At 65.7% G+C, this 12,177-nt stretch carries 15 protein-coding genes; 8 read left to right on the forward strand and 7 right to left on the reverse strand.

What is annotated here, in order from left to right; translation table 11 throughout:
* The 3 genes from ABNS06_RS02710 to rsmG all read right to left on the reverse strand — a co-directional run.
* Window positions 1-297: ParB N-terminal domain-containing protein (locus tag ABNS06_RS02710; protein ID WP_348672428.1), on the reverse strand; the 297-nt coding region annotated here is incomplete at its 3' end.
* Complete coding sequence (locus ABNS06_RS02715) at window positions 297-1,073, reverse strand: ParA family protein (protein WP_348672429.1); 777 nt, start codon at window positions 1,071-1,073, stop codon at window positions 297-299. The genes ABNS06_RS02715 and ABNS06_RS02710, both read right to left, overlap by 1 nt.
* Window positions 1,073-1,657: a 16S rRNA (guanine(527)-N(7))-methyltransferase RsmG gene (rsmG, locus tag ABNS06_RS02720; protein WP_348672430.1), complete on the reverse strand. Its 585-nt coding sequence runs from the start codon at window positions 1,655-1,657 to the stop codon at window positions 1,073-1,075. The genes ABNS06_RS02715 and rsmG overlap by 1 nt, the downstream gene beginning before the upstream one ends.
* A 204-nt stretch (window positions 1,658-1,861) precedes the next feature.
* On the opposite strand from rsmG, the gene ABNS06_RS02725 reads away from it, so the two are divergent.
* Together ABNS06_RS02725 and ABNS06_RS02730 are read left to right on the forward strand one after the other, a co-directional pair.
* Window positions 1,862-2,158 carry a hypothetical protein gene (locus ABNS06_RS02725; RefSeq protein WP_348672431.1) on the forward strand — a complete coding sequence of 99 codons (297 nt, stop codon included), beginning with the start codon at window positions 1,862-1,864 and terminating at the stop codon, window positions 2,156-2,158.
* A 210-nt stretch (window positions 2,159-2,368) separates the two neighbouring features.
* Window positions 2,369-2,668: a hypothetical protein gene (locus tag ABNS06_RS02730; RefSeq protein ID WP_348672432.1), complete on the forward strand. Its 300-nt coding sequence runs from the start codon at window positions 2,369-2,371 to the stop codon at window positions 2,666-2,668.
* A 111-nt stretch (window positions 2,669-2,779) separates the two neighbouring features.
* Here the strand turns inward: ABNS06_RS02730 and ABNS06_RS02735 are convergent, their stop codons facing one another.
* Window positions 2,780-3,772 carry a YhdH/YhfP family quinone oxidoreductase gene (locus ABNS06_RS02735; RefSeq protein WP_348672433.1) on the reverse strand — a complete coding sequence of 331 codons (993 nt, stop codon included), beginning with the start codon at window positions 3,770-3,772 and terminating at the stop codon, window positions 2,780-2,782.
* Between the two features lie 201 nt (window positions 3,773-3,973).
* Here ABNS06_RS02735 and ABNS06_RS02740 point away from each other — a divergent pair, with 201 nt between their 5' ends.
* On the forward strand, window positions 3,974-5,347 hold the full coding sequence (locus tag ABNS06_RS02740; protein WP_348672434.1) for a sensor domain-containing diguanylate cyclase: 1,374 nt from the start codon (window positions 3,974-3,976) through the stop codon (window positions 5,345-5,347).
* An 82-nt stretch (window positions 5,348-5,429) separates the two neighbouring features.
* A complete protein-coding gene (gene pdxH, locus ABNS06_RS02745; RefSeq protein WP_348672435.1) occupies window positions 5,430-6,056 on the forward strand; it encodes a pyridoxamine 5'-phosphate oxidase in 627 nt (208 codons plus the stop codon).
* A gap of 21 nt (window positions 6,057-6,077) precedes the next feature.
* Here the strand turns inward: pdxH and ABNS06_RS02750 are convergent, their stop codons facing one another.
* Both ABNS06_RS02750 and ABNS06_RS02755 read right to left on the reverse strand, forming a co-directional pair.
* On the reverse strand, window positions 6,078-6,707 hold the full coding sequence (locus tag ABNS06_RS02750; RefSeq protein WP_348672436.1) for a glutathione binding-like protein: 630 nt from the start codon (window positions 6,705-6,707) through the stop codon (window positions 6,078-6,080).
* A gap of 28 nt (window positions 6,708-6,735) precedes the next feature.
* A complete protein-coding gene (locus ABNS06_RS02755; RefSeq protein WP_348672437.1) occupies window positions 6,736-8,313 on the reverse strand; it encodes a sodium:solute symporter in 1,578 nt (525 codons plus the stop codon).
* A 174-nt stretch (window positions 8,314-8,487) separates the two neighbouring features.
* Between ABNS06_RS02755 and ABNS06_RS02760 the strand changes: the two genes are divergently transcribed.
* Entirely contained in the window at window positions 8,488-9,198 is a 711-nt protein-coding gene (locus ABNS06_RS02760) for a VTT domain-containing protein (RefSeq protein WP_348672438.1), read from the forward strand.
* Here ABNS06_RS02760 and ABNS06_RS02765 read toward each other — a convergent pair.
* Entirely contained in the window at window positions 9,195-9,773 is a 579-nt protein-coding gene (locus tag ABNS06_RS02765) for a lipocalin family protein (protein WP_348672439.1), read from the reverse strand. The two genes, ABNS06_RS02760 and ABNS06_RS02765, sit on opposite strands and share 4 nt — an antisense overlap.
* Window positions 9,774-9,873: 100 nt before the next feature.
* On the opposite strand from ABNS06_RS02765, the gene ABNS06_RS02770 reads away from it, so the two are divergent.
* The 3 genes from ABNS06_RS02770 to ABNS06_RS02780 are packed head-to-tail and all read left to right on the forward strand — an operon-like array spanning window position 9,874 to window position 12,172.
* Window positions 9,874-10,611, forward strand: a complete 738-nt coding sequence (locus ABNS06_RS02770; protein WP_348672440.1) for an endonuclease/exonuclease/phosphatase family protein — start codon at window positions 9,874-9,876, stop codon at window positions 10,609-10,611.
* Window positions 10,608-11,837, forward strand: coding sequence for a cardiolipin synthase ClsB (gene clsB, locus ABNS06_RS02775; RefSeq protein ID WP_348672441.1), 1,230 nt, complete (start codon window positions 10,608-10,610; stop codon window positions 11,835-11,837). Before ABNS06_RS02770 ends, clsB begins: the two co-directional genes overlap by 4 nt.
* Window positions 11,834-12,172 (forward strand): PGPGW domain-containing protein, encoded by a 339-nt coding sequence (locus tag ABNS06_RS02780; protein WP_348672442.1) that lies wholly within the window; start codon window positions 11,834-11,836, stop codon window positions 12,170-12,172. The genes clsB and ABNS06_RS02780 overlap by 4 nt, the downstream gene beginning before the upstream one ends.
* Window positions 12,173-12,177: the final 5 nt, after the last annotated feature.

Raw genomic sequence — 12,177 nt, forward strand, 5'->3', positions numbered from 1 at the left:
CAGCCCGACCATCTGCACCGCCCGCCAGCGACGCTCGCCGGCAATCAGTTCATAGCCCTCGTCGGCTCGGCGCACGACGATGGGCTGAATCACACCCTGGGCACGGATCGACTGCGCCAGCGCTTCCAGCGCCTCCGGGTCGAACTCACGGCGCGGCTGAAACCGACCGGGCCGGATCGACTCGACGGCAATGTCCTCGAGGCTGCCTTCCGCCTCCGCCTGCTCGCGCGAGACTTCGACCCCGCCGGCGAGCAGCGCGTCCAGCCCACGCCCGAGACCCCTCTTCTTCGCAGCCATCAGGCGGCCCGGCGGCGACCGCCGCGCAGCACTTCGCCGGCCAGCGCGAGGTAGGCCTGCGCGCCCTTGGACTGGCTGTCGTACTCAAAGGCCGGCAGGCCATGGCTGGGCGCCTCGGCCAGGCGCACGTTGCGCGGGACGATGGTGCGATACACCTGGTCCGGGAAATGCGCCAGCAGCTGGGCGGAGACTTCATTCGCCAGATTGTTGCGCGGATCGAACATGGTCCTCAGTACCCCCTCGATCTCCAGCCGCGGGTTCAGCACCGCACGGACCTTGCGAATCGTGTCCAGCAGCGCAGACAGCCCTTCCAGCGCGTAGTACTCGCACTGCATCGGAATGACCACGCCGTCAGCCGCGACCAGCGCGTTGACCGTCAGCATCGACAGGGCCGGCGGGCAGTCGATGACAACATAGTCGAAATCATCCTGAATCCCCGCCAGCGCCTGAGCCAGCGCCTTCTCGCCGCCCTTGCGCTGCCGCAGGCCGACTTCGGCCGCGGTCATGTCCGTGTTGCTGGGCAGCACCGAAAAACCGAGCGAAGCGGGCGTCACGATCGCCTCGCCGATCGCCGCCTCGCCCAGCAGCACATCACAGCCGGTCAGCTCCAGCTCGTCCTTGTTGACGCCGACACCCATGGTCGCGTTGCCCTGGGCGTCGATGTCGACGAGCAGCACGCGCTTTTTCGTCGCCGCCAGCGAGGCAGCGAGATTGACGGCCGTCGTCGTCTTGCCGACACCGCCTTTCTGGTTGGCTATCGCCAGGACGCGCGCCATCAGCCGGCCTCGGAAAGAATGACGACACAGCGCTCGGCATCCAGGCCGGGCACGGTCAGGGGGAGAATCGATTCGACGTTCACGCTGTTGTCCAAGGCTTTGAGTTCCTCGTCGGGAACCTGTCCCTTCATCGCAACCCACCGACCACCAGGTGCAAGCAGGTGGCGGGTCAGGTCGACAAAACGTTGCAGGCTCGTAAAGGCCCGGCAGGTGACGGTAGCGAAACGGGTGTCGCTTTGAAAGTGTTCCACGCGCGCCTGCTCGATCGTCACGTTGGACAAGTCGAGCTGGCGACACACGTGACGCTGGAATCGGACCTTCTTGCCGACCGATTCCACCGAGGTGATTGCGAGTTCTGGCCGCGCGATCGCCCAAGCCAGGCCCGGCAACCCGGCGCCACTGCCGATATCGGCCACCGGCCGGCGCGCATGGGGCAACACGACGAGGCTGTCCAGCAAGTGATGCGTCACCATCTGCGCCGGATCGCGCACCGCCGTCAGATTGAAACTGCGGTTCCAGCGCGTCAACTCGCTCAGGTACAGCGCAAACTGCTCGACCGTCCGAGGCTCGGCCGTGAACGACAATGCCGCGAGGCCGCGCTCAATCTGTGATTCCAGGGAACTCAGAGCGGACTCCCGTGCCGGCGTGGTCGATGGATGGGCGAGGCGCGGGAGTATACGCACCGCCGGGGTCCGGACGGACGACACCGACCGCGATCGACCAACGCGCCGGGAACATCCGGGATCGCTTCGCGTCGGAAACTGGGAACTTCGAGCAAGGCAACCACCATGCGAACATTTCTGGCGACTCTCCTCGGCGCATGTCTCGGCCTGCCGGCCGCGGCGCAGGCGCAGCTGGGCGAGATCAACACACCTTCCGTCCCGACGCTGAGCCAGCGCGCCGGACCCGGCCCGGCGTCGATCCCTCCGTTCGCCGCGCTCGATGTCGATGATGACCGGCAGATCTCGCAGGAGGAAGCCGCCAGCGACATGACGGTGAGCCGCTACTTCATGCGCGCCGATCGCGACCGCGATCGCAGCCTCTCCCGTGCCGAATACGTCGCCCTGCAACAGCAACTGCGCTGAACCGGCGCCACGCTGTCGGGAGGTGGCGACGCCGGCAACCACCTGATCATGTGGGGATTTCTCTCCCATGCCACCTGGTGTCGTCGCTGATCGGCGCCACCCGGCCATTCCAAGTGACTGAAATCATGGGCCCTGGAGCTGGCACAGCGGTTGCGCCAGCGATGGTGCGAGCAAATCGCATGACTGACGCATCAGACAGGAGGTCCACGAATGACTCGTTACATCACAACCATCGCAGCCTTGCTGTTCGCGGGAACCGCTGCCGCCGGTGGCGCCCTGAGCGCCGATGTCGGCGTTGGCGTCGACATCTCCGGCCAGACCGACACCGAATTCTCGGAACTGGACACGAATGCCGACGGCATGATCAGCACGGCGGAAGCCGAGGCAGACAGCACCGCCTCCATGCGCTTCACCGAAGCGGATGAAAACCATGACGAAATGCTGACCAAGGCGGAATTCTCGGCCATTGCCAAGACATCCGCCGAGCAGGAAGAGGAAGCCGGCGAATAACACGCTTCCGAGGCATGGTCCTCGCGCCGTCCACCGGCGCGGCGGGCCTTGAGGGCCTGACCCTCGATCAACGGCCGTGGACCCTGAGTCCATGGCCGTTTTCATGCGGGTTCAGTCCGCCAGCCGGACGACAAAGCGACCGATGTGACCGCCGGCGAGGATCTCGTCGCAGGCACCCGGCACCTCGTCCAGCGTGATCTCGCGCATCGGGATGCTGTCCATCGTCACCGGCTTCCAGTCACCGGCCAGATGCGTCCAGACGTCCCGCCGCCTGGGCATGGGGCATCCGGCGGAACGCACGCCGATCAACGTCACACCGCGCAGGATGAAAGGCAGCACCGTGGTGTTCAGTTCGACGCCGCCCGCCATGCCGATGCTCGCGACATTCCCCTCGGCCGCGGTCACGCGGATCAGCCGCGACAGCAGGTCGCCCCCCACGTTGTCGACCACCCCGCCATAGCGCTCGGTTTCCAGCGGACGCGTCCCGACCCTCAGCGCGTCCAGGGCGATCACCTCGGTCGCGCCGAGCGCCTTGAGGTAATCCTCCGCATCGAATTTGCGACTGATGGCATGCACCGTGTACCCGAGCCGGCTGAGTATCGCGATGGCGAACGAACCCACCCCGCCGGTCGCGCCCGTCACCGCGACGGCGCCCAGCTCCGGCGCCTGCCCGTTGTCCAGCAAGCGGGAGATCGCCAGACCCGCCGCGAACCCCGCGGTGCCGTATTCCATGGCCTGACGCAGGGACAGGCCGGATGGCAGATGGACCACCGAGTCCGCGGGCACGGTGACCGTGGTCGCAAGCCCGCCGTCGCGCGTTTCCGACAATCCACGCCCCGTGACCAGCACGTCGTCGCCCACCTGGAAGCGCGGATCCTCCGACTGCTCGATCACGCCGGAGACATCAACGCCGGCGTTGAGCGGGAACCGGCGCAGGATGCGACCCTTGCCCGTCACCGCCAGCGCATCCTTGTAGTTCAGGCTGGACCACCGGGCCCGGAGCCGAACCTCGCCCCTGGCCGGCATCGGTGCGGACCAGTTCTGTATTTCGGCAATCGTGGACTCGCTGCGGCGGTCGATCCGCAGCGCGCGTTCTTCGGTCATGGTCACGGACCTGACGACTGGGGTTCAACCGGCATGGTAACGGCCCAATGACCGCCCAGGCGGCGTCATGTCCCCCGCGAACCCGGCGGCGCGAATCGACATCACCGGATATTCACGTCGGATCCGGTATACCTCCAACTGCCAGCCCTCCCTCGATTCGAGCCACCCAGCAACCCGAACCCCAGCGTGCATCAGTCCCGGTTGATCTCCGTTCTCTCCAGCCTGGGCGGTGGCTCCACCTCCGAAGCCACGTGGCGCCTGGCGGCGATCGCACTGTTCACCGCGGTGCTGGCGATCACCGAGACCGGCGTGGGGCTCTACCAGCGCTCGGCGGCCGCGGGCGCATTCACCGACGCCGCGGTCACGGTCAGCCAGGCCCAGGCACGGATGGAGTCGGAGCTGGCGTCCATTCTTCATCTGAGCAGTGGCCTGAGCGCCTACTTCACGCTCAACGCGGACCATCTGGATGCGGCGGAAATCGAGCAAATGTTCGCCCTGCTGCATGACGAAGCCCGCCATGTGCGCAATTTCGGTCTGGCGGTCGGGTATGTATTGACCTACGTCTACCCGGTCGAGGCCAACCGGGCCGCCATCGGCCTCGATTATCGCCGGATACCGCGCCAGTACGAGGCGGTGCGCGAAGCGATCGAGCGCGGCCAGCCGACGCTGTCCCCCCTGCTGGATCTCGCACAGGGCGGTCAGGGCGTGATCTATCGTGCGCCGATCTTTCGCAACGGCGAATACTGGGGGCTGCTGAGCACGGTGATCGACGTTCACAGCCTGACCCGCGCCCTGTTCAGCGAATCAGGCTTCGGCGGCATGCCCATCGCCGTCAGGGACCCGAAAAACGTCACGATCTGGGGCGACGACGCGCTGTTCGACAACAGCGACAATCCGATGCTGGTCTCCGACCACGACTGGCAGTACGTCGCCCAACCCGCTTCCGACCCACGCATTCCGGTCATTGTCGGCCTGATACGCGGCTTCGGACTGTTGCTGGCGGCGTCGCTGGCCTTCAGCCTGTACATGGCGCTGCGTCATCACGACGACCTGATCCGCCTGTCCCGCCAGGATGCCCTGACCGGCCTGGCGAACCGGCGCCGGCTCAACGAACACATCCGTCACGGCCTGGAGCGGGTCAGGCTGAACAACGACCCGGGCTTTACCGTCGTCTTCGTCGATCTCGACGGGTTCAAGCAGATCAACGACAGCATGGGACATCGCGCTGGCGACGCGGTGCTCTCCGAGATCGCGAGACGGCTGGTCGGCCTCTGCCACGGCGGCGATGTCGCCGCGCGCTGGGGCGGCGACGAGTTCGCGATCTATCTGGCCGGATTGCGCGACCGCGACCCGGAGGTCGCGCTGGATCGCTTCCGGTCCGTGTTCGATCGTCCGGTCACCTTCAATGGCACGGCGATCCTCATTCGCGGTTCGGTCGGTCACGCCATCGCGCCGCGAGACGGCGACAACGAACAGGACCTGATCTGCGCGGCCGACCGCCGCATGTACCGGCAGAAGACGCACCGTCATGCGCCGGACGACCGGCGACAAGGCCGCCCCGCGCGGGCATCCTGATCGCCATCGGGCGGACAGGCCGACGCTTGCTGCGGCATAGTTTCGCACCTGGAAATCCACAACCGACGGATCACTTGCCGCGATGGCTCAGTACACGCTTCACGAACAGGCCGGCCTGGACGTTCAACAGCTGGACGCCAACCCGCTGACCCAGCTGGCTCACTGGATCGACGATGCCCGGAACGCCGGCATGCTGGATCCGGTCGCGGCCTGTCTGGCCACCACGTCAGCCGGCGGCCAACCTTCCGCGCGCATCGTGCTGGTTCGCGAAATCGGCGAGGGCTCCGTGGCCTTCTACACCAACCACGAGAGCCGCAAGGGTCGCGAACTGGCGGAAAACCCGGCCGCAGCACTGTGCTTCTGGTGGGACAAGCTCCAGCGACAGGTCCGACTGGAAGGGACGGTCACCCGGATGTCCCAAGCCGACGCCGAGCCCTACTTCCGGGAACGCCCCCGCGGCAGTCAGATCGGCGCCTGGGCCTCGCACCAGTCCCGGCCGGTCGCCGAGCGGGCCATGCTTGAGGACCGTGTCGCCGCCATCGCCGAACAATTCGGCGACGAACCGGTCCCGATCCCGGACTTCTGGGGCGGCTATCGACTGCGGCCGTCGACGATCGAATTCTGGCAGGGACGCGACAATCGCCTGCACGACCGGATCCGCTTTTGCGCGACGGACGGCGGCTGGACCGCCGACCGCCTGGAACCCTAGCGATAGCGGCCCGCCGCCCGGCTAGCGGGTCTTCTCCCCGTAGGCGGCACGAGCCGCCGGCCGTTCCGCCATCAAGTCGTACCAGCGCTGCAGGTGCGGCTGATCCTCCGCCGGCGCGAATCCGCTGAGCTTGAAGAACCGCAGCGCGCAATAGGCGGTGATGTCGGCAACGGTGAGCGCATCGCCGGCCACGAAGAGCTGGTCGGCCAGCGCCTTGTCGAGCCGGGCGAGCCGCTTGGTGGCCGCAACGCGCTGCTTCTCGCCCCACTCCGGCACCTGGTCCTCCGCGAGCTTCATGCCCGGGTGGGTATGCCGGAAGCACATCGCCATCGGCACCATCACTTCGAACTCCATGATCCGGTTCCACATCTCCACCTGACCCTGCTGCAGCGGCGTTACGCCGAACAGCGCCGGCTCCGGATGCAACGCCTCGACGTATCGACAGATCGCCATGGTCTCGCAGAGGATGGTGCCGTCATCCAGCTCCAGCGCAGGCGTGCGACCGTTGGCGACGCGGGCCCGGTATTCGGGCGTCTTGTGCTGGGCCGCTCGCAGATCGATCACCTCGGTATCGGGTTTCAGGCCCTTTTCGGCCAGGAAATAGTCCACGCGGGCCGTGCTCACCGTTCCCGGTGCTCCGATCAGCTTCATGCCGCTCCTCCCAGGGTCGTTCTTGTGATCACCAGAATGCCAGCACCGTGAGCACCGTCACCACGACGAGCACCGCGGCTTGCAGGCGGTAGTCCGACAGGATGCCCCCCGGGCGCATGTCAGTCGATTTTTCATCCGGCGGCCAGGTGATGTGATACGCCAGCTTGAAGTCCTGGCCGAACAGCAGCGAGACCACGACCAGCAGCACGGCGGTCCAGAGCGTCAGGACGATGGCCATGATCGTGAAATGCACGTCGATCATGCCGGTAACCGGCCCGAGCACGAACAGGACGGCCGAGGTCAGGTGACCCAGGACCAGCGCCCAGAACCCCGCCCGCGGATGCGCGCCCTTCCAGAACAGGCCGGTCAGGAAAATCGCGACCAGGGGCGTGGTGATGTAGGCGAACGCGGACTGGATGTAGTTCCAGAGACCGGGAAAATCCTTGATCTGCGGCGCCCAGGCAATGGCGATCGCCATGAACACGAAGGTGCAGACCCGACCGACGAAGGCGGTTTGCGTCGGGCTCAGATCCGGCCTGTGCGGCTTGATGAAATCCAGCGTGACTAGCGTGGACGCCGAATTCAGCGTCGAGTCGACCGAAGACATGATCGCGGCAATCAGGCCGGCAAGCACCAGCCCGGTCGCGCCGACCGGAAGCAGTTCGGTGACCATGGTCGGAAAGACCTGATCCTTGTTCTCGACCTCGGGAAACAGCGAGATCGCGAACGCGGCGGGCAGGATCATGATGAACAGCGGCAACAGCTTCAGCGCGCCGCCCAGCATCGCGCCGGCGCGCGCGGCCTCGAGATTCTTCGCGCCCAGCGCCCGCTGGATGATGTACTGATTCATCGTCCAGTAGTAGAAGCCGATCAGCGGCACGCCCAGCAGCAGGCCCGGCCAGGGCAGCACGTCGTCGTCGGCCGGTCGGATCATGGACAGATGCCCCTCCGGCAACTGGGCCGTGGCCTTGGCCCAGGACCAGTCGAACTTGTCGAAGATGATCAGCCCCATCGCCGCCGAGCCGATGATCAGGATGATCGCCTGCAACACGTCGGTGAGCACCACCGCCTTGAGGCCGCCGGCGGCCGTGTAGATGCCGGCGAACAGGCCCAGCCCCAGGCAGAACCAGAACAGATGCTGACCGCCGGAACCGGGGAAGAACAGCTTGTCCAGCACCAGCGATCCCGCGTACAGACCGCCAGCCATGTCCACGACAATGGACAGGAAGATGGTGATGCACGACAGATAGAGTCGCACCCGGTTGTCATACCGGTGTTCGAGAAACTCCGGAATCGTCGAGATCTTGGTGCGGATGTAGAACGGCAGCACGAAAATCGCGGAAAACACCAGGATCAACCCGGCCATCCACTCATAGGCCGAGACCGCGATGCCGGTCTTGTACGCATCCCCCGCCAGACCGATCAGCGTCTGCGCGGAGATGTTCGATGCGAACAGCGAAAAACCGATGACACCAAAGCCCAGCGCACGGCCGGCAAGAAACAGATCGTCCCCGCTCTTGGTCTGACGGGTGACATAAACCCCGATCCCGATCACCACCATGAAATAGCCGACGATCAGCGCGATATCGATGGGATGGATGCTCATCTCCACATCGTGCTCCTTGCTTGTCCTGCGGTCCCCTCGCGCACCACAGCCTAGCCAAAGGGTCTGGCGGATGCGAATGCCGACCGCAGCCCGCACCGGGCGACATCACCGCAGGGCGCGGCGATACCCGGGGAAACTGTTAGGGTATGGAGTCCCCCTATGCTCCGGTCATGAATGACGCAGGACTCCGCCAATTCGGGCGCTCCCGTCCGGCGCAAGACGGTACTCATCGTTGCGATGCTGGTGATGGTAATCGTCAGCCTCGCGGCGCTCTGGCGACTGACGCCGCTGTCCGAATTCGCCGATCCGGACCGCCTCGCCGACGCGGTGAGCGATTTGGTGAAATCACCCTGGGCGCCGCTGACGGTGATGGCGCTCTACCTCGTCGCCAATGCCACGCTGTTCCCGACCCTGGTGCTGAACATGACGATGATCCTGGCGCTGGGCGCCGGGTGGGGATTCGCCTATGCGCTGTACGGCAGCATGGTCGCCGCCCTGGCCGGCTACCTGCTGGGCCGGCTGTTCGGCCGCAAGCCGCTGGAGCGGCTGTCCATCCGGCGGCTTGAACAGACGATCAACATGCTCAAGCGCAGCGGACTGGTTGGTCTGGCGGTACTGAGGCTGATCCCGTTCGCGCCGTATCCGGTGGTGAATGTGGTGCTGGGCGCTGCCGGTATCGGCTGGATCACCTATACCCTGGGCACCTTCATCGGCCTGCTGCCCAGCCTGATTGCGATGACCGCGGTCGGGCACCAGATTCGCCAGCTGATCCAGCATCCGGATCCGACGCAGATCGCGCTGCTGGTGGTGGTCACCGTCGTCTGCATCGGCGGCCTGTGGGGCGTGCAGAGCCTGGCCCGACGGAAATTCCGCACCACGGGCTAGGGCAACTCGAAATCCACGTCGTCGCGCCGGTCCAGTGGCTGCTGCGGCACCTTGCGCAATGCTCCGGCGTCGTAGCCCAGCGCCTCGACACGCTCCACCAGATCGGCATAGGTCGCATCGTCGATCTCGGGCGTGCGCGCCATGATCCACACCCAGTCGCGCTTGGACCGGGCGACGATCGTCGTTCGGTAGTCGGGATCGACGTAGGCGATGGTGTATTCCATGCGGATCGGCCAGATGAACTGCATGGCCCATTCGGCGCCGCTGCCCTCCTCCAGCACGAAGCCGGTCGGCTCCATCCGTTTCGCCTCGCCATCGAAACCGCCCTCCCGGTACGTGTAGACGGTATCAATCGCGTTGCCGTCGCCCCTCGAGTAGCGCTCGATGTTGTTGTAGGAATCGGCGACGACACCCGGGGGAATATGGGCGATGACGAACCATCCGCCCATGAAGCGGTCGACATTGACGGACGCCATGCGCGGGAAATCCGCCGGCGGCATCACGCTGCACGCCCCCAGGCCAATCGAGGCCAGCAACGGGACGATGACATCTCGGGTACGGTGTCGCAGATTCATGGCGAAGATGGCTGAACCAGATGCCCGCCAGACTAACCTCGCCGGTGGGGCTCTCCCCAGCGCTGTACATGGCCCGGCGACAATCCGACAAAGACAGAGCATGAAGATCCTGACCCTCAACATGCACAAGGGCTTCACGTCCTTCAATCGCAAGTTCATCCTCCACGAACTGCGGGAGGCCATCCGCGGCAGCGGCGCCGATGTGGTCTGCCTCCAGGAAGTGCTGGGCGACCATCAGGAGCACTCGACGCGGTACGAGGCCTGGCCGGAAGGTCCGCAATACGAGTTTCTCGCCGACACGATCTGGTCGAATTTCGCCTACGGCCGCAACGCCGTGTACCCGGCCGGTCATCACGGCAATGCACTGCTGTCCAAGTTCCCGATTCTTCGCTACGAGAACCACGACGTCTCGACCCGCGAACACGAGCGCCGCGGCCTGCTGCACAGCGTGCTGGAGATCCCCACCTCCGGTGCCGAACTACACGTGATCTGCACCCATCTTGGCCTGACCGGCGGCCAGCGGATGAAGCAGCTCAACTTGCTCTGCGACCTGATCGAACGGGAGATTCCCGACGCCGCGCCAGTGCTGGTGGCCGGCGACTTCAACGACTGGCGGGAAAAGGCCCATGCGCTGCTGCAGGAGCGCGCCGGCCTGCAGGAAGTGTTCATCAAGGCCTACGGCCAGGCGGCGAGAACCTTCCCGGTGCAGTTTCCGATGCTGCGTCTGGACCGGGTGTATGTCCGCAATCTCGAGGTCAGCCACCCCGAGGCGCACACGGGCGCCCCCTGGTCACATCTGTCCGACCACGCGCCGCTCAGTCTGGAGCTTCAACTTTGACGAACGGCCGCTGGACCGATGGCAACACCATCGAACTGCTGGAAAACGGTGAAATGTTCTATCCGCGGGTGCTGGCCGACATCGAGCGCGCCCGCGACGAAGTGCTGATCGAGACGTTCATCTGGTTCGACGACGACATCGGCTACCAACTGCATCGGGCCGTGATCGACGCCGCGCAACGCGGCGTGCGGGTCGACATCACGGTCGACGGCTTCGGCTCCGGGAAGCTTCCCGCCGACTTCGTCCAGACACTGACCGACGCCGGCGTGAACCTGCATGTCTACGACCCTCGTGGCAGCGTGCTCGGCTTCCAGACCAATCTGTTTCGGCGGCTGCATCGCAAGTTCACCATCATCGACGCCACCGTGGGCTACATCGGCGGCATCAACTACTCGATGGAGCATGTCCGCGAACACGGCCCGAAATCCAAGCAGGATTACGCCGTGCGAGTCACCGGGCCGGCGGTGGACGAGATGCATCGCTTCTGTCGGGATCAGGTCGGGCGGACCCACGAACCAACGCGCCGGGGATGGCTGCGACGTCTGCGCTGGTACCGCCCCAACCCGCTCAAGCCCGCCCGCGACGCGCAGGTGGCGCTGGTCTGGCGGGACAACGCCGAACACGACCAGACCATCGAGCAGTGGTACTACCAGGGCATCGCCGAGGCCAAGCGCGAGATCATCATCGCCAACGCCTACTTCTTCCCCGGCTACCGGTTCCTGCGAGCCCTGCGCCTGGCGTCGCAGCGCGGGGTGCGTGTCTGCCTGATCCTGCAGGGCGAGCCGGACAAGTTCTACGTGCGTCACGCGGCGGCAACGCTTTACGACTACCTTCTGAACGCCGACATCGAGATTCACGAGTACATGGATCGACCGCTGCACGGCAAGGTCGCGATCATCGATGGCGACTGGGCCACCGTCGGTTCCAGCAATCTCGATCCGTTCAGCCTGGCCTTGAACCTGGAGGCGAACCTGTTCATCCGCGATCGCGAGTTCACGATGCTGCTGCGCGAACGGTTGGTTGCGCTGATGGACACGGCCTGCCGCCGGGTGCGGCGTGATTCGGTGCCGCGGCAGAAGGGCTGGCGCCAGATCGTGCGCGTGCTGGTGTTCCACATCCTGCGCCGGTTTCCGACCTGGGCTCGCATCATCCCCGGACACGTCAAGCCGATCCGCCGCTCCGGCCAGGACCGACTGGTGCCGCATGATCGCAAGCGGCTGACATGAGCGAGGAGAGCCCCCGAAGAGGCGGCGGCCTGCGCGAGCACGCCGCGGTGCTGGGTGCGGCCAAACCCGGCAAGCGTTTCGTGACCTACCACGAGTGGCGAGCCACGCGACTGCGGCGGCGCTGGGTCCGCACGCTTTATCTCACGCTGTCATTGCTGCTGATTCCGATCGGTCTGGTGATGCTGGTCACGCCGGGACCGGGCCTGCTCGCGCTGGCCGTCGGGTTCGGGCTGATCGCCCAGGCTTCGCACCGCTGCGCGCGGTGGCTGGATTCGACCGAACACTGGTACCACCGGCGCTTCCGTCGGCGGAGCGGCGAGCGCTCCGGACGCTGACCCAG

This window comes from uncultured Abyssibacter sp., from assembly GCF_964000955.1.
Lineage (GTDB): Bacteria > Pseudomonadota > Gammaproteobacteria > Nevskiales > OUC007 > Abyssibacter.